The sequence below is a fragment of the Bradyrhizobium sp. CCBAU 65884 genome (assembly GCF_028128835.1).
Lineage (GTDB): Bacteria > Pseudomonadota > Alphaproteobacteria > Rhizobiales > Xanthobacteraceae > Bradyrhizobium > Bradyrhizobium ottawaense.
In genome coordinates, this window is the sequence record NZ_LBJU01000110.1 from 46,092 (window position 1) to 69,786 (window position 23,695).

Here is a 23,695-nt window from a genome sequence, read left to right on the forward strand (position 1 = left end):
CTCATTGCTCCTGCTCACTTGGTTGGTGCCGGTCGCTATGATGCTTCAAACTGCCTGCCTGGATGCGCAAACGGCGAGAAATGCCAAGGCCGATGCACAGCTCGACCGACGGCCGCTTCCGAAAGAGAACGAAAAGGACCGGATGAACGCCTGGACGGTCGGGCTCGCCGGGGGCCTGCTCGAGGGCGCGCCGATCCGCCTCGCCGCAGAAATGGCTCGCGTCGTCGACGACGGAGCAGACCTGCATCTCCTGCCGATCGTCACCCGCGGGGCCACCGACAATCTGAATGCGCTGCTCTATTTGCGCGGCGTCGATACTGCCATCATCAATTCCGACGCGCTCGAGGAGTATAAGATTCAGGCACCGCAGATCCGAAGCCGCATCACCTATCTGCTCAATCTCTTCCCATCCGAGCTGCACATTTTTGTGCGGCCTGAAATCACAAGCCTGCAGGATCTTGTCGGCAAGAAGGTGAACTTCAACACCCTGGGCACCGCGGCCGCCTATTCAGGACCACTGATCTTCAGCCGTCTCGGGATCGATGTCGAAAAGACATTCATCCCGCATCAGGTTGCCCTGGAACAGATGCGCAAAGGCGAAATGTCGGCCGTGGTGTTCATCACCTCGAAACCCGTCGACGCCTTCGTAAAGGGCCGTTGGGAGGCTGGATTCAAGTTCCTCCCGATCCGTTACGACAAGAAGTTCGAGGACTATTATCTGCCCGCGACCTTGGACGCCAACGAGTATCCAAATTTGATCAAGCAGGGTGAGCGGGTCTCGACCATCGCGGTCCCGACAGCGCTTGTCGCTTTCAACTGGCCGCTCGGCTCAAATCGCTACCAACGCGTGGCTCGCCTTGTCGAGTACCTGTTCTCGCGCATCGACCGCCTGCAGGCACCAGGCTTCGATCCGAAATGGCAGTCGATCAATCTTGCGGCATCGGTCCCGGGTCTCACCCGCTTCCAAGCCGCGCAGGAATGGCTGGATCGCAAAGCGCGCAGCGTACAGGCGAGGCCATGAAGACTGCCGCTCCTCCGCTCGCTGTCGCCTTCAACGTCGCCTGCGGTATCGCCTACGCGCAAAGTACGAGCGATCCCATGGAAACACTTAGGGCTTGTTCGGCGATGGAGGGACAAGCCCGGCTGGAATGTCTGCAAGACTTGTCGCGCAAGATTCCACCGTCCAGTCGGGGCAGCCGGGATGCTGGCTGGATCGTCAGCGAGACGACTTCGCCAGTCGATTATCTGCCGGTCGTCACCGCCACCGCCACTTCTGTCGGCAACTCGGATGGCGCCGCGATGCAGCTCGCAATCCACTGCCGCAGAGGCCGCACGGAAGTCATAGTCGCCGGACCGGCGCTGTCACGCAGCGCTAACGAATACGTCATCTCCTTTCGGCTGAATGCGGATACGCCAATGCAACTCGCAGCAGCGTCGCCGTCATTCGGATCCGGCGTCGCTTTCGGGGGCGACGTCGTAAAGTTGTTGAGCTCACTACCCGACGACGGCCACATCGTCGTGAGCCTTTTCACCCGCACTGGCCCGGTGCAAGGCGGACAATTCCTGCTCAGCGGATTCGAGAACGTGCGCAAGAAAATGGCGGCTGCATGCAAATGGCCACATGCCATCGCCAGACCGGGTAGGTGATGGTCAGGAAATGGAGACACGAGATGATCAATCCAAAGTTGGCGATGGCACTCATGGGAGGCTTGACGATACTGCTTCTGGTCGGACCAGGCGCGCAGGCGCAGCAGGACAACCAGTGGATCCCGCAGGCGCGCGAGAAGAGCCAAGCGAGCAACGCGAAGCATCCGGGTGGACAGAAGCAGGTGAGCAAGCCGCGGCAGAATCACGCGATCAGGCAGGATCCTCCGAACAGCACGAAGATGGCTCAGGCTACAAAAACCGAGAGCGCGAAAAAGTCGCACCGGCTGGTGCTGCAGGTTAATTCCAACGACCCTGCGATGATGAACCTCACGCTCAACAATGCGAGCAACGTCGCGCAGTACTATCGCGATCTCGGTGAACCGGTGTCGATCGAGGTCGTCACCTTTGGTCCTGGCCTTCACATGCTGCGCGACGACACCTCGCCGGTAAAGCCGCGCATCGAGGTACTCGCGATGAGCCATCCCGAAGTCTCCTTTAAAGCCTGCGGCAACACGCAGGAAAACATGCGCAAGGCGGAGAACAAGGACATAAACCTGATTCCACAGGCCACGATCGTCAAATCCGGCGTCGTCCGCGTCATGGAGCTGCAAGAGCAGGGCTGGAGCTACGTCAAGCCGTGAGGTCCGGCGGCAAACCGTACGTGGCGTGCGTTCGCGGGCCGTGGATTCAGGAGGCCAACCCTAGAACTGATACCGCCGCAGCCCGCCATCCACCGGGATCACCGTGCCCGTGATGTAGCGCGCCACAGGTGAGGCCAGAAATACTGCCAGTGCCGCCAGATCTTCCGGCTCGCCCCAATAGCCGACCGGAATCTCTTCCTCCGCAAAGCGCTCGCGATAGTCAGGCGCGTAGTTGCGGCGGATCTGCTCGCTCATGATGCGGCCGGGCGGGATGCAGTTGATGGTGATGCCGTGCTCGCCGATCTCGCGCGACAGGCCCTTGGCCCAGGCGTGCACGGCGGCCTTGGCGGCGAACGCCGCGTTGAGGCCTTCCGGCTCGGACTTGCCGGTGATGTTGACGATGCGGCCCCATTTGCGTTCGATCATCTGCGGCAGCAACGCATGCGCGATGCGGCGGTAGCTGGTGAAATTCAGCGCGATCGCCTCGTCCCATTTGCTGTCGGGGGCATCGACCGGCAGCGGCCGGCTGCCGCCGGCATTGTTGATGAGGATGTCGACATGGCCGAGCTCCTTCACCGCAAAGGCCGCGATCCGCTCCGCCGCGTCCTTGGCCATGACGTCCTGTTCGAGCGGCGTGATCAGCCCGGAGCCTTCCTCCTTCACCAGCTCGGCGAGAAGATCGGTGCGCCGCGCCACGCCGACGACGCGCACGCCCTCGGCGGCGAGGCCCTTGGCGATCGCGCGGCCGATGCCGATGCTCGCGCCGGTGACGACAGCGGTTTTCGATTTGAGCCCGAGGTCCATGGTGACACGCTCTCTTGTTTGGTTCTTGCTTATTGCTGTGCGTTTCCTGCCCGTCCCGCGCGCCTTAATTGCCTGAGCGGGACGAGCAGTGGTAACCAAGAGCGACGTTGAAGGAAACACGAAAAAGAAAAAGGCGTTGAGACGATGGTCTGGGATCCGCAGCAATACTTAAAATTCTCCGGCCACCGGCTCCGGCCCGCCGTTGACCTCTTGATGCGGATTCCGGATTTTGGCCCCCGCGAGATTGCCGATCTCGGCGCCGGCGCCGGCAACGTGACAAAACTCATCAAGGAGCGCTGGCAGGAGGCGAGCGTGACCGGCGTCGAGGGCTCCGCCGAGATGGTTGCCGCCGGCCGCAAGGCTGCACCCGATGTGGAATGGTCCCACGAGGACCTCGGCCATTGGCGCCCCGCCGGGCAGTACGACTTGATCTATTCCAATGCCGCACTGCACTGGCTGCCCAATCATGCGGCGCTGTTTCCATCGGTCATGGAGAAGGTGAGGCCTGGCGGCATGCTCGCGGTGCAGATGCCGCGCAACTTTCTGGCGCCGTCGCATGTGCTGATCGGCGAGACGGCGCTTGATGGTCCGTGGCGGTCCAAGGTCGAGCATCTCGTGACGCCGCCGCCGGTCGAGGGCCCGGCATTCTATCACGATCTTCTTGCGCCGATGTCGGCCAACATCGACATCTGGGAGACCGAATATCTGCAAGTGCTCGAAGGCGAGAACCCCGTCAAGGAATGGACCAAGGGGACTTGGCTGACGCCCTATCTCGACGTGCTCGCAGGCGAGGAGAAGATCGCATTCGAAGCCGCCTATGGCGCGCGGGTTGCGAGGGCCTATCCGAAGAATGCGGCGGGGCAGACCCTGTTCCCGTTCCGCCGTCTCTTCATGGTCGCCCAGCGCAAGAGCTAATGCACTGCCGCAATGCGACATAAGCGCTCGTTCCCCTGGATGAAAGCAGGTGCCGGGTTGCGTAGACAGCGCTCGTCAAGATAGCTTGGCTGCGGCAAATTGGGCTTAGGTCTAGTTGTTCGGCCTGCGGATTGCTGCCACTACTCAAACCGGAAAACAAAAAAACACCCGGTTTGTCGAGGTTGTTGGGAGGTCTTCATGCGCAAACTGCTTCTCGCGGTCGCGGCGGCCGCGCTCGTTTTGGCCCCCGTTGTTGCGCAGGCCCAAACTCCGATCGTCATCAAGTTCAGCCACGTCGTCGCCAACGACACGCCGAAGGGGAAGGGCGCGCTGAAGTTCAAGGAGCTCGCCGAGAACTACACCGACGGCAAGGTCAAGGTCGAAGTCTACCCGAACTCCACACTCTATAAGGACAAAGAGGAGATCGAGGCGCTGCAGCTCGGCTCGGTGCACATGCTTGCCCCTTCGACCGCCAAATTCGCGCCCCTTGGTATCAAGGAGTTCGAGGCGCTCGATCTGCCCTGGCTATTCAAGGACGATCAAACCTATTCCAGCGCGATCAAGGGCACCATCGGCAAGTGGCTATTCCAGAAGCTCGAGGCCAAGGGCATTACCGGCCTCGCTTACTGGGACAACGGCTTCCACATGGTCTCCTCGAATCGTCCGCTGATAAAGCCGACGGATTTCCAGGGCCTCAAGTTCCGCATCTCGGGATCCAAGGTCGCCGACCAGTATTTCCGCCTGGTCGGCACCATCCCTCAGATCATGGCGTTCTCCGAGGTCTACCAGGCTTTGCAGACCGGCGTGGTCGACGGCTGCGAGAACACCGCGTCCAACTACTTGACGCAGAAGTTCTACGAGGTGCAGAAAGACATCACCGTTTCCTATCACGCGCATCTGCAATATGCGGTCATCGTCAATTCGAAGTTCTGGTCGGGCCTGCCGCCCGATATCCGCACCCAACTCGACAAGGCGATGGCGGAGGCATCCGACTACACCAACTCGATCGCGCGCCAGGAGAACGAGGACGCGCTGGCCGAGATCAAGAAGACAGGCAAGACCAATCTGCATTACCTGACCGATGCCGATCGCAAGGCGTGGCAGGACGCGATGCAGCCGACTTATAAATGGGCAAAGGGCCGGGTCGGGCAGGAAGTGCTCGATCTCGTCGCCAAGGAACTCGACGTCAAGATGAACTGACGGCCGCGCCCTGACAAGAACAATAGCAACGGTCGGGGGTGATCGCACTCCCGGCCGTTTCGCTCTTGAATGGACGAGCCAATGCTGGGGGGACGAAGTTGCTGCGTGTGCTGAATCGTGTGCTCGATCATCTCGAAGAATGGCTGATCGCGACGATGATCGCGGCTGCGACGTCGCTCATCTTCGTCGCCGTGCTGCACCGCTACGGCGCCGGCCTGTCGATCGACATCGCCAAATGGGCGGAAGCCCGTAACCTGACCTTCCTCGCCGTCCCGGCGCGCGCTGCATTCGTCTGGCTTGCCGCGCTTGATTTGTCCTGGGCGCAGGAACTCTGCATCTACATGTTCATCTGGATGGCGAAGTTCGGTGCCGCCTACGGCGTGCGGACCGGCATCCATGTCGGCGTCGACGTGCTGGTCAACATCCTGCCCGGCGGATCGCGCCGTCGCGTCATCACCTTCGGTCTGTTGTGCGGCGCTCTCTTCACCGCCATCGTCGCCTATTTCGGCGCCGCGTTCGTGGGGCAGATGTGGCAGACCGGCCAGCAATCCAACGATTTGGAAGCACCGATGTGGATGGTGTATCTCACCATCCCGCTCGGCTCCGGCTTGATGTGCTTCCGCTTCCTGCAGGTCGCCTGGTCGTTCCATCGCACCGGCGAGCTGCCGCATCACGACATGGCGGGTGTCGAGGGCGTCGAGGCGGATCCGGTGCATCCGGCGCCGGTCACGCATAGTCAGGTCGTCCGCGACGAGCGCAGCCCGCTCGGCTGGATCCTGATGCTGCTGCCGGTCCTGATCGTCGCGCTGTGCTTCGCGCATGCGGGCCATGTCATCACGTTGCCGCAGGGCTTGCGCGTCCTCATCGTGTTCGCGCTTCTGCTCTCCTTGATGCTGACGGGTATGCCGATCTCGATCGCGCTCGGTCTCACCGTGCTCAGCTTCATGTTCACCTTGACCGACGTGCGCACGGAATCGGTAGCGCTGAAGCTGTTCACCGGCATCGAGAACTTCGAGATCATGGCGATCCCGTTCTTCATCCTCGCCGGCAACTTCCTGACCCATGGCGGGGTGGCGCGGCGGATGATCACCTTCGCGACCTCGCTGGTCGGCCATTGGTACGGCGGTCTCGCGCTGTCGGGGGTGGTCGCCTGCGCGCTGTTTGCCGCCATTTCCGGCTCGTCGCCGGCGACCGTGGTGGCGATCGGCTCGGTGATCCTGCCGGCGATGGTCGCGCAAGGCTTCCCGAAGCGGTTCGGCGCGGGCGTGATCACGACGTCGGGCTCGCTTGGAATTCTCATTCCGCCGTCGATCCCGATGGTTCTCTACGCCGTCTCCACCAACAGCTCGGTCGGCAAGCTCTTCATCGCCGGCATCGTGCCGGGATTGGTCCTGGCCTCGCTTCTCGGCGCCACGACGTTCTATCGGGCCTGGCGCAACGACTATCCGCGGATGCCGAAGGCAACGCTGTTCGAGCGCTTCGATGCCTTCCGCAAGTCGATCTGGGGCATCCTGCTGATCGTGATCGTGATCGGCGGCATCTACAGCGGCCTGTTCACGCCGACCGAAGCTGCCGCCGTCAGTGCGGTCTACGCCTTCATCGTCGCCGTGTTCATCTATAAAGACCTGAAGCTGAGCGACGTGCCGCGGGTGCTGCTGTCGTCGGCGAATCTCTCGGCGATGCTGCTTTACATCATCACCAACGCCGTCCTGTTCTCGTTCCTGATGACTTACGAGAATGTGCCGCAAGCACTGGCGCAATGGATGATCGACCAGGGCCTGGGGTGGATCGGCTTCCTGCTCCTCGTCAACCTGCTGCTGCTGCTGGCGGGCAACGTGATGGAGCCGTCCTCGATCATCCTGATCATGGCCCCGATCCTGTTTCCGGTCGCGATCAAGCTCGGCATCGACCCGATCCATTTCGGCATCCTGATGACAGTCAACATGGAGGTTGGCCTCTGCCATCCGCCTGTCGGCCTCAACCTCTACGTCGCCTCCGGCATCGCCAAGATGGGCATCACCGAGCTCACGGTCGCGGTGTGGCCGTGGCTGTTGACGATGCTGGGATTCCTGGTGGTGGTGACGTATTGGCCCGGGCTGTCGCTGTGGCTGCCGCGATTGCTGGGGATGTAGCGAGGGGAGCTGCACAGCGACCCTCCCCCTCCAGGGGAGAGTGAACCCGGCTGCGCTTCGCTCCATCAATGGCAAGCGGCTGTGAGATGCGGTTAGATGGCTCTCACCAGATCAGGGGAGCCATCTCGATGACGGACATTTCGAACAGCGAGCCGAAGGACGCGACGCCGTCCGTCATCGCGCAGCAAACAACGATGCTGAACGCGCTGCCGTTTTCCGACACGCGGGATTTCGACGACGCCGCTCGTGGCTTCCTCGGAACGATCGAGAACGCGACGATCACGAACCCGCAAGGGAGGACGGTCTGGAGCCTCGAGCCTTACGGCTTTCTGTCCACCGATCAGGCGCCGCCTACGGTCAATCCGAGCCTGTGGCGGCAGTCGCGTCTCAACATGCAGCACGGCCTGTTCGAGGTCGTGCCCGGTGTCTACCAGGTACGCGGGCTCGACATCGCCAACATGACGCTGATCGAGGGCGACAGCGGCGTCATCGTCGTCGACACTCTGACCTCGATCGAAGGCGCCCGCGCCGCGCTCGATCTTTACTTTAGGCATCGTGGCCTGAAGCCCGTTGCTGCCGTGATCTTCACCCACACCCACACCGATCATTGGGGCGGCGCGCGCGGCGTGCTGGAGGACGACGCGCTCGCCACCGGCCGCGTGCCGATCATCGCTCCGAACCTGTTCATGGAGCACGCTGTCTCCGAGAATATCATCGCAGGCCCCGCGATGCTGCGCCGGGCGCAGTATCAGTTCGGGCCGCTGCTCGCCAAGGGGACGCGGGGGCAGGTCGATTGCGGGCTCGGTAAGTCGATGGCGGCAGGATCAGTTGCGCTGCTACGCCCGACCGATTTGATCATGGCGACCGGCGACAGGCGCGTCATCGACGGCGTCGAGTTCGAATTCCAGATGGCGCCGAACAGCGAAGCACCGGCGGAGATGCATTTCTTCATCCCGGGCTACAGGCTGTTGAACCTCGCCGAGAACTGCACTCATAATTTCCACAATCTGTTGCCGTTCCGCGGTGCCGACGTGCGCGACGCGCTGGCCTGGTCAAAATATCTGGGCGAGGCCTTGCAGCTCTGGGACGGCAAGGCGGAGGCGATGTGCGGCCAGCATCATTGGCCGGTGTGGGGAGCTGACCGCATCGGCACGATGATCCGGCAGCAGCGCGACCTCTACAAATTTGCGCATGACCAGACCATCCGCCTGATGAATCACGGCCTCACCGCGGCCGAGATCGCCGAGACGATCCAGCTGCCCAAGAGCCTGGAAGGCGCCTGGCACGGCCGCGGCTATTACGGCCACATCCGGCACAATGTGAAGGCGATCTACCAGAAATATCTCGGCTGGTACGACGCCAACCCGGTCAATCTCGATCCGCTGCCGCCGGTGGAGTCAGGCAGGAAGTACGTCGAGTATATGGGCGGGGCGGATGCGATCCTCGCGCGGGTGCGTGCGGATTTCGATAAGGGTGAATTCCGCTTTGTCGCCCAAGTGCTCGGCCATCTCGTCTTCGCCGAGCCCGACCATGCGGCAGCGCGCGCGTTGCTCGCCGACACGCTGGAGCAGCTCGGCTACGCCGCCGAAAGCGCGACCTGGCGTAACGCCTATCTGTTCGGCGCGCAGGAATTGCGCCAGGGCATGCCGAAGGTGCCGGCGCGCCCCCCGATGCCGCGCGAGACGCTGGCTGCGCTGCGCACCAGCCAGCTCTGGGACGTGCTCGGCATCCGCCTCAACGGTCCCAACGCCGAGGGCAAGCGCATCGTGCTGAACTGGAGTTTTTCCGATACCGGCGAGACCTTCGTGCTCAATCTGGAGAACTGCGCGCTGACCTATAGCGAGGGCGTGCAGGCAGAGGGCGCCGATGCCAGCTTCACGCTGGCGCGCGCAACGCTCGACGAGGTGATCGCCAAGCTGACGAGCTTTCCGGAGGCGGTGGCTGCGGGCAAGGTCAAGCTGTCGGGCAACCCGATGAAGCTCGCCGAGCTGATGGGCCTGATGGACGAGTTTCCGCGCATGTTCGAGATCGTGGAGCCGAAGCGGGCGGTGGTGAGGTAGGTGCTTTCGCAACAATACCAGTGTCGTCCCGGCGAAAGCCGGGACCCATAACCACAGGATTGCGTTTTTGCGCGAGCTGGCAACTCCGAGTCTTCGCAAAACTAATGCTGCGGAGTATGGGTCCCGGATCGGCGCGCGCTTAGGGCGCGCTTGTCCGGGACGACAGTTGTGATTGTGGCTAGCCTACTCCGCGCTGCTCACCAGCTTGATCCGCGGCGACTGTTCCTCGGCGAGGCTGCGATAGGCGGCGAGGTAATCCAGTGCCATTCGCCGCGCCGTGAAACGCGCCTCGAACTGCTTGCGGATCGCAGTGCGGTCAAGTTGCGGAAGGCGATTGACGACGCCGGCTGCACTCAGGACGTCCTCGACGACGAAGCCGGTCAGCCCCTCGTCGATGATCTCCGGCACCGAGCCGCGGTTGAAGGCGACCACCGGCGTTCCGCAGGCCATGGCTTCGATCATCACAAGGCCGAACGGCTCCGGCCAGTCGATCGGCAGCAGAAGGCCGAGCGCGCCGCTCAAAAAGTCCGACTTCTCGTGATCGCTGATCTCGCCGATGAACTCCACCAGCGGATTGTTCTCGATCATCGGCCGGATCAGCTCGTCGTAGTAATCCTGGTCGGCACGATCGACCTTGGCCGCGATCTTCAGCGGAATGCCGCAATGGGTCGCGATCTTGATGGCGCGGTCGACGCCCTTCTCGGGCGCGATGCGGCCGAGCACGGCGAGATATTCCTGTTTCGCCGGCTTCGGCGTCAGCAAGTTCTCCGGAAGACCGTGATGAATCGTGGTCACCCAGTTCGCCTGCGGCACCGGCCGTCGCTGCGCATTGGAGATCGAAATGACGGGCATCTTCGAGAAGGTGTTGAACACCGGCTGATGCTCCGGCAGGTCGAGCCGGCCGTGCAGCGTGGTCAGGAATGGCGTCGGCTGGCGGTGGAACAACGACCACGGATAATAGTCGAGATGGAAGTGGAGGAAGTCGAACTCCTCGTCGTCACATTTTTGCCGCACACGCTCCAGCAGCACCATGTGCAGTGCATTGGGGTCACGTACGGAACCGTCGAGACGGAGCGCCTTGGGCCACAGCGCATCCAGCTTGGCTGATGTCTGCGAGTCGCCGCTGGCAAATAGCGTCACGTCGTGCCCGAGGGCCACCAGCTCTTCCGTCAACCAATGCACCACCCGCTCGGTGCCGCCATACAGCTTGGGTGGAACAGCCTCCGTCAACGGAGCAACCTGCGCGATGCGCATCTCACCATCTCCTTTGTGCGATCATGATCGTAGAAAGCCCCCGCTTGTCGGCACCGGCAATGCCAGCCAAGGGAACGTTCCCGCACTTGCGAAGTTCCTTCCTCCAAAGGTTACTTATTCGACACGTCCGGTGTTCGTCGCGATGCTGCCATCACATCTTCGCAGATCGTCCGCATCCGCATGTCGTGATGAGGTTGCCCGGGAACCGAGGCGAACTGGTCGATGTTCAGTCGATCAGTAACAAAATGAAGACCAGCAAACGGGGCGATAGCCATATGGATCATCTTTCTGGATACGCGCGCAGGCCATTTGCCTTTGTCTTGCGCTATCTTCGGATGCGAATGGCATCGCATCTGGTGATCCTGGCCGCGGTCGTTGCGGCGGTTGCCTGCTCCGTAGGCACCCAATACGGGGTCAAATCCCTTGTCGACGCCTTGTCTGCGGGTCCTTCGCAAGGCGGCGGCGTATGGCTGGCATTCATTTTACTCATGTCGCTGATCGCCGCTGACAACTTCCTGTGGCGGATCGCGAGCTGGACGGCGAGCTTCACCTTCGTTCGTGTCACGGGAGACTTACGACGTGACATATTTCGTCATCTGACCGGACACGCGCCGAGCTACTTCTCGGACCGGATGCCCGGCATGTTGACGAGCCGTATCACCGCGACGTCGAACGCGGTGTTCACGGTTGAGAACATGTTCGTCTGGAACGTTTTGCCGCCCTGCATTGCCACAATTGCGGCAATCGCCCTGATTGGAACCGTCAGTCCTTACATGGCGCTTGGCCTGATCGTGATTGCCGGCGGCATGGTGGTTGCGATGTTCCGCCTCGCCGCCGCGGGCAAGCCGCTGCATGACGATTTCGCCGACAAGGCCGCCGTCGTCGACGGCGAGATGATCGACGTCATCAGCAACATGCCCCTGGTGCGGGCCTTCTGCGGTATCGGCCACGAGCACGAGCGGTTCGACGCGACCGTGAGCCGGGAACTGACCGCGCGAAGCCGCAGCCTGCGTTATCTGGAAAAGCTGCGGCTGCTGCATGCCGCTGTGACCGTGCTTCTGACGATCGCGCTGATGGCCTGGGCAGTCACGCTCTGGCAGCAGGGCGAGGCGACCACCGGCGACGTGGTGCTGGTCTGTACGCTCGGTATCTCCATCCTGAGCGCGACGCGCGACCTTGCGGTGGCGCTGGTCGACGTAACCCAGCACGTTGCGCGGCTGACCGAGGCGATCGCCACGCTGCTGGTGCCGCACGAATTGCGTGATCATCCCGAGGCGGAGCCCCTGGTCAAGAGCGGCGCCGCGATCGCGTACAATAACGTCACCTTCGGCTATCCCGGCGGCGAGAAGATCTTCGAGCGCTTCAGCCTGCGGCTCCAGCCCGGCCAGCGCGTCGGCCTGGTCGGCCAATCCGGCGGCGGCAAGTCCACACTGTTCACGCTGCTGCAGCGCTTCTACGATACCGACGAGGGCAGCATCACGATCGACGGCCAGGACATTTCGAAGGTCACGCAGCAGAGCCTGCGCGAGGCGATCTCGGTGGTGCCCCAGGACATTTCCCTGTTCCACCGTTCCATCCGCGAGAATATCCGCTATGGTCGGCCGAATGCGACCGATGACGAAGTGCTGCGCGCGGCGATCGCAGCACGCTGCGATTTCGTCGAGAGCCTGCCCGATGGCCTCGACACCATGGTCGGCGACCGCGGCGTCAAGATGTCCGGCGGCCAGCGCCAGCGCATCGCGATCGCGCGCGCCTTCCTGAAGGATGCGCCGATCCTGCTGCTGGACGAGGCGACCGCCGCGCTCGACAGCGAGTCCGAGGAAGCGATCCGCGAGGCACTGTCGCGCCTCATGCGCGGCCGGACCGTCATCGCGATCGCGCACCGTTTGGCGACGCTGCGCAATTTCGACCGCGTGGTGGTGCTGAAGCATGGTAAGATCATCGAGGACGGCTCGCCGGAGCGTCTGATGCAGGGCCACGGGCCATATCGTGAGCTGGTCACGCGGGAAATGAGCCGGCTCGCGCAAGCCGCCGCGTAAACCCACAGTCGCGTTCTCGAGTCGGTTGCGTTTCGAAACAAGCGCAGGGGAGCAGCTCATGTCGGCCGAAGCCGTAGCCCAATTCGTCTCCGTGACGCGCACCTCCGAACAGGTTGCGGAACAGCCTTTCTACATTCCCATGACCGGGCCGTCGGCCCGGCCGCGGCGATCCCTAAAGCACGACGACACCTTCATCGTGCTCGACAGCCATGGCGACATCGGCGCCTCCGCCGGCGGGCCGGACGGTCTGTTTCACTACGACACCCGCTATCTGGCGCGGCTGGAGCTCGTGCTCGACGACCTCCAGCCGCTGCTGCTCGGCTCCAATCTGCGCGACGATAATTCGTCGCTCACCGTCGATCTCACCAATCCCGACATCTACCGTCAGGGCCGCCTCGTCTTCCAGAAGGACCTGCTGCACATCGTGCGCACGATCTTCCTGTGGCGCGGCACGGCCTATCAGCGCATCGGCGTGCAGAACCACGGCGACGGGCGGGCCAGTTTCGAGCTGACGTTGCTGTTCGACAACGATTTTGCCGATCTGTTCGAGGTCCGCGGCGAGCGCCGCCCGCGCCGCGGGACCGGCACGAGCAAATTGCTCGGGCCGACCGACGTCCTGTTCGAATATCGCGGCCTCGACGACACCGAGCGCACCACCGGCCTGCATTTCGACCCGCGTCCGACGCGGCTGTCGGTGAATGCCGCGACCTGGCAGATCGAGCTGGACCCGCATGAATCCAAATCGCTGTTCGTCGCCGTATCCTGCAACCGGCCGGTCGCGGAGAAGCCCGCACGCTTCTTCAGGGGCCTGCTCGCCCATCGCCGCGAGATGCGCCGGTCCACGATGGGCGCCGCCAGCATCGAGACCTCGAACAACATCTTCAACGAGGTGCTGTGCCAGGCCATGGCCGACCTCAACATGCTGATGACGGAGACGCCGCAGGGGCGTTATCCCTATGCCGGCATTCCCTGGTACTCGACGACGTTCGGCCGAGATGGCCTGATCACCGCGCTCCAGATGCTGTGGGTCGATCCGCGCGTCGCCAAGGGCGTGTTGCGCCGGCTCGCGCATTTCCAGGCCAAGGCGACAGATCCGCTCGCCGATGCCGCGCCCGGCAAGATCCTGCATGAGATGCGCGGCGGCGAGATGGCGGCGCTGCGCGAGGTGCCGTTCGCGCAATATTATGGCAGCGTCGATTCGACCGCGCTGTTCGTGCTGCTCGCCGGGAGCTATTTCGAGCGGACCGGGGACGAGAAGACCTTGATCGAGCTATGGCCGGCGATCGAGGCGGGGCTGGCCTGGATCGACGGTCCCGGCGATCCGGACCAGGACGGCTTCGTCGAATACCAGCGCGCGACCGAGAAGGGGCTCGCCAACCAGGGCTGGAAGGACTCGTACGATGCGATCTTCCATGCCGACGGCCAGCTTGCGGAAGGCAATATCGCGCTCGCCGAAGTCCAGGGCTACGTCTACGCAGCCAAGCTGCTCGCTGCGCGTTGCGCGCTGAGGCTCGGCAAGCCGGACCGTGCGCGTAAGCTCGAGGCCGAAGCCAGGACGCTGGCTGAGCGCTTCGAGAAGGCGTTCTGGTGCGAGGAGCTCGGCAGCTACGCTCCCGCCCTCGACGGCAAGAAGCGGCCCTGCAAGGTGCGGACCTCGAACGCCGGCCAGGTGCTGTTCAGCGGCATGATCCGCGAGGACCGTGCCCGCCTCGTCGCCGCCGATTTGATGCGGCCGCATTTCTTCTCGGGTTGGGGTATCCGTACGGTCGCTGTCGGTGAAGTGCGCTACAACCCGATGTCCTATCATGACGGGTCGATCTGGCCGCACGACAACGCGCTGATCGCGCTCGGGCTCGCGCGCTACGGCCTCAAGCATTCGGTCGCGCATGTCTTCAAGGGGCTGTTCGACGCCGCCACCTATATGGACCTGCGCCGGTTGCCCGAATTGTTCTGCGGCTTCCGGCGCGAGAAGCGCCGCGGCCCGACGCTCTATCCGGTCGCCTGCGCGCCGCAGGCCTGGGCCAGCGCGACGCCGTTCACGCTCCTGGAGGCGGCGCTCGGCATCGAGTTCGACGTGGCGCGCAGCGAGATTCGCCTGCGCAACCCGCATCTGCCGGCGTTCCTCAACGAGGTGATCCTGCGCGATCTCAGGCTCGGCGAATCCAGTGTCGATCTTCGTGTCAGCCGACACGCCGACGACGTGGCGCTGGAAGTCTTGCGCACGCGCGGCCAGATCCAGGTGTCGATCGTGCTGGCGCGCTAGCGGCGCGCAGGGAGAGTGTCATGCGTGCGATCGGAGCGTTGATCCTAGGCATAGCCATCGTCGCGGGCCTGGCGGTGGCCACGTCGCGCGCCGCAGAGGAGCCGCCTGCAGGACAGAGCGAGGCGAAAGCGCCGACGGCACCGTCGCCGACCTCGGCCGTCCCGGTCACGCCGAAGGACGCCGCGCCCCCGCCGTCGGTGACCATCATCGGCGCGAGCGAGGCCCATGGCGTGCTCGGCCGCGACGTGCGTAGCGCCGCGGATGAGGACATGGGTCGCATCGTCGACGTCATCGTCGACCGCGGCGGCCATGTCCGCGCCGCGGCCATCGATTTCGGCGGATTTCTCGGGGTCGGCAGCCGCAAGATCGTGGTGGATTGGAACGCATTGCGCTTCGGCAAGATTGCCAACAAGAAGGACAGCATCACGCTGGAACTGACCAAGGCGCAGGTCGCGGCCGCGCCGGAATACAAGGAAGACACGCCGATCGTCGTGCTCGGCGCGTCCGGCAGCCTTCAACCGCTGCAAGCGATCCAGTGAGGTGCCGGGAGGGCTGACCGCCTGTGCTGTTGTCGAGGAAGCCGAACCATGCGGATCGTGACGGCCGCGCCGAGCAGGACAACGTCACCGCGCCATCGGCCGCGGGCATTCCTGCGCCGTCGCGCCAGAGCCTGCGTGGCCTCGACTGGTTCATCTTCTTCCTCGCCGACGTGCAGACCGGATTCGGTCCCTTCATCGCAGTCTATCTGACGACCCAGAAATGGACCCAGGTCGAGATCGGCCTCGTGCTGTCGATCGGCGGTATCGTCGCGTTGATCGGGCAGATGCCGGGCGGGGCGATCATCGATGCCGCCAAATCGGAGCGACTGGTCGCCGCCCTTGCGATCGCCACCATCGGCGCTTGCGCGCTGGCCTATGCCGCGATGCCGATCTTTCCGGTGGTGGTGGCCGCGGCCACCCTGCATGCGGCGGCGAGCTGCGTGCTGGGGCCGGCGATTGCGGCGATCAGCCTTGGCCTCGTCGGCCCGCTCGCGATCGGCGAGCGGCTCGGCCGCAACGCGCGCTTTGCCTCGCTCGGCAACGGCGTAGCGGCGGCGGTGATGGGCACCGCGGGCTATCTGCTGTCGAGCCGCTCGGTCTTCCTGGTCACATTCCTGCTCGCGATTCCGACCCTGATCGCCCTCTCGCGCATCCGCGAGCACGAGGTCGACATTGCGCGCTGCCACGGCGAGATGCCGCGCGAAGCGGCGGACCGTGGCGACACCAATATCTGGCACCTGATCCGGCAGCGGCCGCTCATCGTCTTCGCCCTCAGCGTGCTGTTGTTGCAGCTGGCGAATGCCGCGATGATGCCGCTGATGGCGAGCGCTGTGACGGCGCGGTCCGCCCAATGGGCGACGGTGCTCGTCGCCTTTTGCATCGTCGTTCCGCAAGCGATCGTGGCGCTGCTGTCGCCGACGGTCGGGCGCAAGGCGCAAGCGTGGGGCCGGCGGCCGTTGCTCCTGATCGGATTCGGCGCGCTGACGATTCGCGGCCTGCTGTTTGCGACCGTGCGTGATCCGTATCTGCTGGTCGCAGTGCAGGTGTTCGACGGCCTCACTGCGGCGGTGTTCGCGGTGATGATTCCGCTGATCGTGGCCGATGTCGCCTTCGGCAGCGGCCATTTCAACCTGGCGCAGGGCATCGTCGGCACTGCGATCGGCATCGGCGCGTCCTTAAGCACTGCGCTCGGAGGCTATGTCAGCGACAAGTTCGGCAATGCGACCGCCTTCATCGGGCTGTCCGGCGTTGCCGCGACCGGGCTCTTGCTGATTCTTTTCGTGATGCCGGAGACGCGGCGCACGGCTTGATTCGCGGCCCAAAGAAAATGGCCGGCCGAAACGCGTTCGGCCGGCCAAGTGGGTAGGGAGGAGGAAGATCAGGCGGAGATCAGGCGTCGAGATGTTGCAGGCGCTGGCGGTTGCGCAGCACGATCTGGCGGGCGCCGGAGAAGCCCAGAATCCCCTGGGCGTGAAGCTGCGACAGCGCGCGCGACACGGTTTCGAGGGTGAGGCCGAGATAGTCGCCGATGTCGCGGCGGCACATCGGCAGCGCCATCATGCCGGCAACGGCGAGGCGGCGGTCCATTTCGAGCAGGAAGGTCGCAACGCGCTCCATCGCGGTCTTGCGGCCCAGCAGCAGCATGTGATCCTCGGCATGGCGCAGCTCAGAGGCGGTCATGGCCCAGAGCTTGCGGGCGACCTGGACGTCGGTGCCGGCGGCCTTCTCGAGGCTGGCGCGCTTCACGAGGCGCACGGTGGTGTCGATGATGGCTTCGGCAGCAAGGCGGTGAGCGGGACCGGATTCGAGGCCGAACACGTCGCCGGGAAGATGGAAGGCGCCGATCTGGCGGCGGCCGTCGGACAGGAGCTTGTAGCTGCTCACTGCGCCGGACACGACCTGGTAGACATATTCGGCCGGCTCGTCCTCGCCATAGATCTCCTCGTCCTTGCGGTAGGAGAACTCGGTGGCGACGAGACCGACATGGCCGGTGATGGCGCCGAACTGGTCGGTAACGGGATGGCCTGGGGCGATCTTGCCAACAATCTGGGTGTTGATCGCCTGGGTGTTGAGGGTCTGGGTGAGCATCTGCGCCATCTCCGTTGTGATGACGCTTTGGTACGCGGTATCGGGGGCTTCGAAAATTTCGAGCGATATCTTAAGGGGGTCTACCTACGTAGAATCCCGTAGGTCACGCGCGGGGGCGGTCCTGAATGGCCCGGCGGATGCGCTTGATCAGGTTTTCGTCGAGAAGCGGCTTCAAAACCACGTCTTTGACGCCCGCCGCGGCCGCCCGGGTCGAGATGTTCTCGTCCGGATAGCCGGTGATCAGGATCACGGGGGCGCCGCGGTCGGCCTCGCGCAGGCGGCCCGCCAGCTCGATGCCGTTGATGTCGGGCATCTTGTAGTCGATCACGTAGCAGTCCGCCCCGCGCGCGCCGCCGGCGTTGAGCAGCGCGGTGCCGCTCCTGAAGGTCCGCACGGCAAAGCCGTCGGTTTCCAGCAGGAACCGCAGAGAGCCCAGGACGGCGGCATCATCATCGACCACGTAGACGGTGGGGAGCGCTGAGGACGACGGCCGCTCATGATGTGAACCGACCTCGATCATGCTGCTTGGCTAGCACGGCGCCGGGAAGGGGCCTTGACTTGCCTCAATCCCGTTTGCCCCTATCCGACTTGCCTCAATCGTTGAGCATGCCGGCGCGCATTGCGAGGCGGACCAGCTCCGACAGGCTGTTGGCCTGCATCTTGGTCATGACGTTGGCGCGGTAGACCTCGATGGTGCGCGGGCTGATGTCGTATTCGCGGGCGATCAGCTTGTTGGACAGGCCCGCGATCAGCCCCTCCATGACCTGGCGCTCCCGGGGACTCAAGGAGGCGACGCGGGCGGCGATGTCCTGCGTGAGGGCCTCGCTCCTGGCGGCGGGCTCGGCCTGGCGGATCGCCGATTCGATCATCGTGGTGAGGCGGTCGTCCTCGAACGGCTTTTCCAGGAAGTCGACCGCCCCCAGCTTCATCGCCTCGACTGCGAGCGGCACGTCGCCATGACCGGTCATGATCAGGATCGGAAACGGGCTTTGCTGCGCCTTCATCCGCTTGAGCAGCTCGATCCCGTCGAGTCCCGGCATGCGCACGTCGGAGACGACGCAGCCGAAGGCGAGGCCGGGCAGGGCGTCGATGAAGCTCTGCGCATTGTCGAACAGCGTGACGCCGAAGCCGGCGGAATCCAGCAGGAAGTTCAGCGAATCCCGCATCGCCGCATCGTCGTCGATGACGTAGACATGTCCCTTGGTCGTCATGAATCGGTTCTCGTCAGTCAGTTCTCGGCGGTCGCCGGCAAGGTGAAGCGGAATGTCGCGCCGCCCGATTCATTGCTCTCGGCCCACATGCGGCCGCCGTGAGCCTCGATGATCGAGCGGCTGATGGACAGTCCCACGCCCATGCCGGTTTCCTTGGTGGTGAAGAAGGTCTGAAACAGGTTTGGAATGACGTCGCCCTGGAAGCCGGAGCCGGTGTCGGAGACCTCCACCTCGATCATGTCGTCGGCGACGCGGGTGTTGGCGACGACGAGCTCGCGGCGCGGCGACTGCGCCATCGCCTCCAGCGCGTTGCGGAACAGATTGACCAGCACCTGCTGGATCTGCACCCGGTCGGCGAGGACGAGATCGGCGTCGGGATCGAGGCTGAAGCGGAGCTGTACGTTCTGCTCGCGCGCGCCGGCAAGCCCGAGCGCGCCGGCCTCCTCGATCAGCTTGGACAGGCTCTCGACCCGCTTCTCCGACTCGCCGCGCGAGACGAAGTCGCGCAGGCGCCGGATGATCTGGCCGGCGCGCAAGGCCTGCTCCGCCGCGCGATCCAGCGCGCTTTCGATCTTCGGCGTGTTCGCGTCGGTGCTGCCGGCGAGCAGCCGCCGCGATCCCTTCATGTAGTTGCTGATCGCGGCCAGTGGCTGATTGAGCTCGTGGGCGAGCGCGGAGGCCATTTCGCCCATCGCAGTCAGTCGCGAGACGTGGACGAGCTCGGATTGCAATTCCTGGAGCCGGGCCTGGGTCTGCTGGTGCTCGGTGAGGTCGCGGACGAATCCGGTGAAATAGGGCTCGCCGGCGGATTCCATCTCTCCGATCGACAGGTGCATCGGAAATGTCGTGCCGTCGCGGCGCTTGCCGGTCACGATGCGGCCGATGCCGATGATGTGCGGATCGTTCGTGGAGCGGTAGCGGGCGATGTAGCCGTCGTGGCGGGTGCGATCAGGCTCCGGCATCAGAATGCTGACGTTCTGACCGATCGCCTCGTGCTCGGACCAGCCGAACAGGCGCTCCGCAGCCGTGCTGAACAGCTGCATGATGCCGTGGCCGTCGATGACGATCATGGCGTCGGGAATAGTATGAAGAATCGAGCGGAGGTGGGTCTCGCGCGTGCGCAGCGCCTCCTCCACCTGCTTTTCCTCGTCGATGTCGAGAAAGATGCCGCTGAGATGACGCGCCGTGCCGGCTTCGTCCCGAATGAGTCCGGCTCGGGCGCGAATCCATTGCCCGTTGCCTGAGGGGTTCGCGACCTTGAAAGACACGTCAAAGCTGCCGCCACGCTCGGAAACGCGCTTGATTGCGCTCTCGACCCGCTCCCTATCGGTCGGTTGAAGCCGCGACAGGAAGAGATCGTAGCTCGCCGGCTGACCCGGTTCGGCGCCGAGCAGAGCCCTGGCGGTATCGGACCAGTCCAATTCCCGTGTCGCGAGGTCGAGGTCCCAGGTGCCGACGCCGAACCCCTCGATCCGAACGCGAAATCGTTCGCCCCGACCGTCGTCCTGCGAGTGCGTTACGCGGGTCGGCGACAAATGATGCTCCTCATCCTGATGCGGCGGCTCCGGACACGGTTACCGCTCCCCTAATGTCGCCTAAGGCCGGGCCGGAGGCAAGTTCTGTCGGTTTGCCGATTGACGGCAAGTCGAGCGCCGGCGCCCTCCTTGATCTATCTCATCCCGATGTGCGGAGGCAGGCGTAAATTTCACCAAAGTCTTGGCACTGGAGAATTACGATGACATACGCGACGGTGATGGTCAGCCTGGCGCTCGACCAGTCCAACGAAGCGCGTCTTCAGGTCGCGGGCGAGCTCGCCGAGCGATTCGAGGCTGATATCGTCGGGGTCGCCGCGGCCCAGTTCGCGCCGCCGCTCTATTTCACCGACGGCGCCGAGGCGCAAGCGCTGATCGACGAGGGCGAAGCTTCGGTCAAGCGGCGGCTGGCTGGCCTCGAGGCGCAATTCCGCGCCGCCACCAGGAATCGCGGCGGATATGCGGAGTGGCGCAGCGCCATGGACTTTCCGGCGCGATTCGTCCTGGCGCAGGCGCGCTGCGCCGACATCGTCGTCAGCGGCGGGCAGAGCCCGGCCTTCTCCGATGCGTTCGCGCTCGCGAGCCCCAAGGACCTGGTGATGCAGGCCGGCCGTCCGCTTCTCGTCGTCCCCGATCGGGTCAATTGGCTCGATCTGCGGAATGTGCTGGTGGCGTGGAAGGACACGCCGGAGGCCCGGCGGGCCGTGTCCGACGCGCTGCCGATGCTGCGCAAGGCGAGGGACGTCACCATCACCACAATTCCGGAGCGCGACGACGACCGTTCGGTCGTGATGGCCGGCGTCACCGACGTTGCCGCCTGGCTCGCCCGCCACGGCGTCACCGCGACCGCGCGCATCTACGAAGGCGCCCGGAACGAAACCGCCGCCGCGCAATTGGAGAAAGTCGCCGGCGACGTCGATGCCGGCCTGATCGTTGCGGGCGCCTATGGTCATTCGAGGTTTCGTGAACTGATCCTGGGAGGCGTCACCCAATATCTGGTCACGCAGACCGCCCGCAGCGTGCTGCTGTCGCACTGACGGCCGGCCAGAATCGAATCGAGGAGGACGCGCCGTGTACAGATTTCTTGAACAGACCGTCGACGGCTACATGACGCGCAACGTCAAGGCGGTGCAGCGCGACCGTGACCTGCTCGAGCTCAGCGAGATGTTCGAGACCGATGATTTCAACTCCTATCCGGTCGAGGACGACGGGCAGGTGGTCGGCATCGTCACCAAATTCGACATCCTGAAGTGCTTCGCCTTCACGCCGAGCCAGATGCTGCCCCGCTATCACGACCTGATGAGCCGCAAGATCGGCGACGTCATGACGCCCGAGTTCATCTATGTCAGCCCCGACACGCGGCTGACGCGCGTGCTCCAGATCATGGTGGAGCACCGCATCAGGAGCATCATCGTGCTCGACGGTGCGCAGAAGCTGGTCGGAATCATCGCCCGCGAGGATGTCATCGCGGCGCTGAAGGCGACCGCGCGCGACTGACGGACTATCCCTGATCGATTTCATTGTCGCCTCCGTGATTATACGGAGGCTATTCCCGTTTGCGCGTCACGCCCGGCCGGCCTGCTCGCGTGTCGAGATTTCAAGGGAACCAAAGGGATCATCGCCGGCTACGGAGAACTTAAATGCCTGTCTTGATTTCAATCAATTCCGAGTGAGGGTGAATGTGGTTTCTGGCGCTGTGTTCTTTCAGAGAGAATCCGCATGAGCCAGCCCTCCATTTCCAAATCCATGACCATCGGTGAAAGCGGCTTGGCTGTCGTGTTCGCAGTCACCGCCTTCCTCTGCGTGATCGCCTCGGCCAAGGCGCTGGATGCGCCGTTCGCCTTCCATGCCGCGCTCAGTGCGGCAGCGAGCCTTGCCGCAGTGTTCGTCATCGTCAACCGCTATCTCGATCGGCCGGCTACGCTGCCGCCGGCGGAGATCAACGGCCGCCCCAACTACAACATGGGGCCGATCAAGTTCACCGCCTTCATGGCGATGTTCTGGGGCATCGCGGGCTTTCTCGTCGGCCTCATCATCGCCTCTCAGCTGGCCTGGCCCGCGCTGAATTTCGATCTGCCCTGGACCAGCTTCGGCCGGCTGCGGCCGCTGCACACCTCCGCCGTGATCTTCGCCTTCGGCGGCAATGTGCTGATCGGCACGTCGTTCTACGTGGTGCAGAAGTCCTGCCGCGCGCGCCTCGCCGGCGACCTCGCGCCCTGGTTCGTCGTGGTGGGCTACAATTTCTTCATTCTCGTCGCCGGCACCGGCTATCTGCTCGGCGTCACCCAGTCGAAGGAATATGCCGAGCCGGAATGGTATGCCGATTTGTGGCTGACGATCGTCTGGGTGACCTATCTGCTCGTCTTCCTCGGCACGGTCATCAAGCGCAAGGAACCGCACATCTTCGTCGCGAACTGGTTCTATCTCGCCTTCATCGTGACGATCGCGGTGCTGCATCTCGGCAACAACCCGGCGCTTCCCGTCTCGGTGTTCGGCTCGAAGTCCTACGTCGCCTGGGGCGGCATCCAGGACGCCATGTTCCAGTGGTGGTACGGCCACAACGCGGTCGGCTTCTTCCTGACCGCCGGCTTCCTCGCCATCATGTACTACTTCATTCCGAAGCGCGCCGAGCGGCCGATCTATTCCTACCGGCTGTCGATCATCCACTTCTGGGCGCTGATCTTCCTCTACATCTGGGCAGGTCCCCACCATCTGCACTACACGGCGCTGCCCGACTGGACGCAGACGCTCGGCATGACCTTCTCGATCATGCTGTGGATGCCCTCCTGGGGTGGCATGATCAACGGCCTGATGACGCTGTCGGGTGCCTGGGACAAGCTGCGCACCGATCCCGTGCTGCGCATGCTCGTCGTCTCCGTCGCCTTCTACGGCATGTCGACCTTCGAAGGTCCGATGATGTCGATCAAGGTGGTCAACTCGCTCAGCCACTACACCGACTGGACCATCGGCCACGTGCACTCCGGCGCGCTCGGCTGGGTCGGCTTCGTGTCCTTCGGCGCGCTCTACTGCCTGGTGCCGTGGGCCTGGAATCGCAAGGGGCTCTACAGCCTGAAGCTCGTCAACTGGCACTTCTGGGTCGCGACCCTCGGCATCGTCCTCTACATCTCGGCGATGTGGGTGTCCGGCATCCTCCAGGGTCTGATGTGGCGCGCCTACACTTCGCTCGGCTTCCTCGAATATTCCTTCATCGAGACCGTCGAGGCGATGCATCCCTTCTACATCATCCGCGCCGCCGGCGGCGGGCTGTTCCTGATCGGCTCGTTGATCATGGCCTATAACCTCTGGATGACCGTTCGCGTCGGCGAGGCGGAAGTCCAGATGCCCGTCGCTCTTCAGCCGGCGGAATGAG

The 23,695-nt window shown here is 63.8% G+C and carries 20 protein-coding genes and 1 pseudogene; 15 read left to right on the forward strand and 6 right to left on the reverse strand.

The window, feature by feature from the left end; all coding sequences use genetic code 11:
• Positions 1–37: 37 nt before the first annotated feature.
• From XI03_RS14065 to XI03_RS14075, 3 genes are read left to right on the forward strand one after another with little or no spacing between them, the layout of a single operon-like run.
• Positions 38–1,021, forward strand: coding sequence for a TAXI family TRAP transporter solute-binding subunit (locus tag XI03_RS14065; RefSeq protein WP_442869720.1), 984 nt, complete (start codon positions 38–40; stop codon positions 1,019–1,021).
• Positions 1,018–1,647, forward strand: a complete 630-nt coding sequence (locus XI03_RS14070) for a hypothetical protein (RefSeq protein WP_028143104.1) — start codon at positions 1,018–1,020, stop codon at positions 1,645–1,647. Before XI03_RS14065 ends, XI03_RS14070 begins: the two co-directional genes overlap by 4 nt.
• Positions 1,648–1,670: 23 nt before the next feature.
• A complete protein-coding gene (locus tag XI03_RS14075) occupies positions 1,671–2,288 on the forward strand; it encodes a DsrE family protein (RefSeq protein WP_271592461.1) in 618 nt (205 codons plus the stop codon).
• 60 nt (positions 2,289–2,348) lie between these two features.
• Here XI03_RS14075 and XI03_RS14080 read toward each other — a convergent pair whose 3' ends face one another.
• Positions 2,349–3,092, reverse strand: coding sequence for an SDR family NAD(P)-dependent oxidoreductase (locus XI03_RS14080; RefSeq protein WP_095426400.1), 744 nt, complete (start codon positions 3,090–3,092; stop codon positions 2,349–2,351).
• Positions 3,093–3,236: 144 nt separating this feature from the next.
• On the opposite strand from XI03_RS14080, the gene XI03_RS14085 reads away from it, so the two are divergent.
• From XI03_RS14085 to XI03_RS14100, 5 genes and pseudogenes are all read left to right on the forward strand, one after another.
• Positions 3,237–4,007, forward strand: a complete 771-nt coding sequence (locus XI03_RS14085) for a methyltransferase domain-containing protein (protein ID WP_271592462.1) — start codon at positions 3,237–3,239, stop codon at positions 4,005–4,007.
• Between the two features lie 198 nt (positions 4,008–4,205).
• Positions 4,206–5,207 carry a DctP family TRAP transporter solute-binding subunit gene (locus XI03_RS14090; RefSeq protein WP_038946977.1) on the forward strand — a complete coding sequence of 334 codons (1,002 nt, stop codon included), beginning with the start codon at positions 4,206–4,208 and terminating at the stop codon, positions 5,205–5,207.
• Positions 5,208–5,362: 155 nt separating this feature from the next.
• A pseudogene (locus XI03_RS40270) lies at positions 5,363–5,839 on the forward strand (TRAP transporter small permease); the annotation flags it as partial.
• A gap of 219 nt (positions 5,840–6,058) precedes the next feature.
• Positions 6,059–7,339, forward strand: a complete 1,281-nt coding sequence (locus XI03_RS40275) for a TRAP transporter large permease (RefSeq protein ID WP_038971836.1) — start codon at positions 6,059–6,061, stop codon at positions 7,337–7,339.
• A 128-nt stretch (positions 7,340–7,467) separates the two neighbouring features.
• Positions 7,468–9,399, forward strand: coding sequence for an alkyl/aryl-sulfatase (locus tag XI03_RS14100; RefSeq protein WP_271592463.1), 1,932 nt, complete (start codon positions 7,468–7,470; stop codon positions 9,397–9,399).
• A gap of 183 nt (positions 9,400–9,582) precedes the next feature.
• Here the strand turns inward: XI03_RS14100 and XI03_RS14105 are convergent, their stop codons facing one another.
• On the reverse strand, positions 9,583–10,653 hold the full coding sequence (locus XI03_RS14105; protein ID WP_028143097.1) for a glycosyltransferase family 4 protein: 1,071 nt from the start codon (positions 10,651–10,653) through the stop codon (positions 9,583–9,585).
• Between the two features lie 275 nt (positions 10,654–10,928).
• Here XI03_RS14105 and XI03_RS14110 point away from each other — a divergent pair, with 275 nt between their 5' ends.
• The 4 genes from XI03_RS14110 to XI03_RS14125 are packed head-to-tail and all read left to right on the forward strand — an operon-like array spanning position 10,929 to position 16,804.
• A complete protein-coding gene (locus tag XI03_RS14110; RefSeq protein ID WP_028143096.1) occupies positions 10,929–12,692 on the forward strand; it encodes an ABC transporter ATP-binding protein in 1,764 nt (587 codons plus the stop codon).
• A gap of 58 nt (positions 12,693–12,750) precedes the next feature.
• Positions 12,751–14,955 carry an amylo-alpha-1,6-glucosidase gene (locus XI03_RS14115; RefSeq protein ID WP_271592464.1) on the forward strand — a complete coding sequence of 735 codons (2,205 nt, stop codon included), beginning with the start codon at positions 12,751–12,753 and terminating at the stop codon, positions 14,953–14,955.
• Between the two features lie 20 nt (positions 14,956–14,975).
• Entirely contained in the window at positions 14,976–15,494 is a 519-nt protein-coding gene (locus tag XI03_RS14120) for a PRC-barrel domain-containing protein (protein ID WP_165637756.1), read from the forward strand.
• A gap of 23 nt (positions 15,495–15,517) precedes the next feature.
• Positions 15,518–16,804 (forward strand): MFS transporter, encoded by a 1,287-nt coding sequence (locus XI03_RS14125; protein ID WP_028143093.1) that lies wholly within the window; start codon positions 15,518–15,520, stop codon positions 16,802–16,804.
• Between the two features lie 79 nt (positions 16,805–16,883).
• On the opposite strand, the gene XI03_RS14130 is transcribed toward XI03_RS14125, so the two are convergent.
• The 4 genes from XI03_RS14130 to fixL form a co-directional block, all read right to left on the reverse strand.
• The gene (locus tag XI03_RS14130; RefSeq protein WP_026202804.1) at positions 16,884–17,582 is read right to left on the reverse strand and encodes a helix-turn-helix domain-containing protein; all 699 of its coding nucleotides are present in this window, start codon (positions 17,580–17,582) and stop codon (positions 16,884–16,886) included.
• Positions 17,583–17,685: 103 nt separating this feature from the next.
• A complete protein-coding gene (locus XI03_RS14135; protein WP_028143091.1) occupies positions 17,686–18,102 on the reverse strand; it encodes a response regulator transcription factor in 417 nt (138 codons plus the stop codon).
• Between the two features lie 73 nt (positions 18,103–18,175).
• Complete coding sequence (gene fixJ, locus XI03_RS14140; RefSeq protein ID WP_271592465.1) at positions 18,176–18,793, reverse strand: response regulator FixJ; 618 nt, start codon at positions 18,791–18,793, stop codon at positions 18,176–18,178.
• A gap of 17 nt (positions 18,794–18,810) precedes the next feature.
• Entirely contained in the window at positions 18,811–20,328 is a 1,518-nt protein-coding gene (fixL, locus tag XI03_RS14145) for a sensor protein FixL (RefSeq protein ID WP_271592466.1), read from the reverse strand.
• Between the two features lie 200 nt (positions 20,329–20,528).
• On the opposite strand from fixL, the gene XI03_RS14150 reads away from it, so the two are divergent.
• The 3 genes from XI03_RS14150 (at position 20,529) to ccoN (ending at position 23,694) form a co-directional block, all read left to right on the forward strand.
• Positions 20,529–21,362 carry a universal stress protein gene (locus tag XI03_RS14150; protein ID WP_028143088.1) on the forward strand — a complete coding sequence of 278 codons (834 nt, stop codon included), beginning with the start codon at positions 20,529–20,531 and terminating at the stop codon, positions 21,360–21,362.
• 34 nt (positions 21,363–21,396) lie between these two features.
• Complete coding sequence (locus XI03_RS14155) at positions 21,397–21,822, forward strand: CBS domain-containing protein (RefSeq protein WP_028143087.1); 426 nt, start codon at positions 21,397–21,399, stop codon at positions 21,820–21,822.
• Between the two features lie 222 nt (positions 21,823–22,044).
• Entirely contained in the window at positions 22,045–23,694 is a 1,650-nt protein-coding gene (gene ccoN / locus XI03_RS14160) for a cytochrome-c oxidase, cbb3-type subunit I (protein ID WP_038946982.1), read from the forward strand.
• Position 23,695 lies beyond the last annotated feature (1 nt).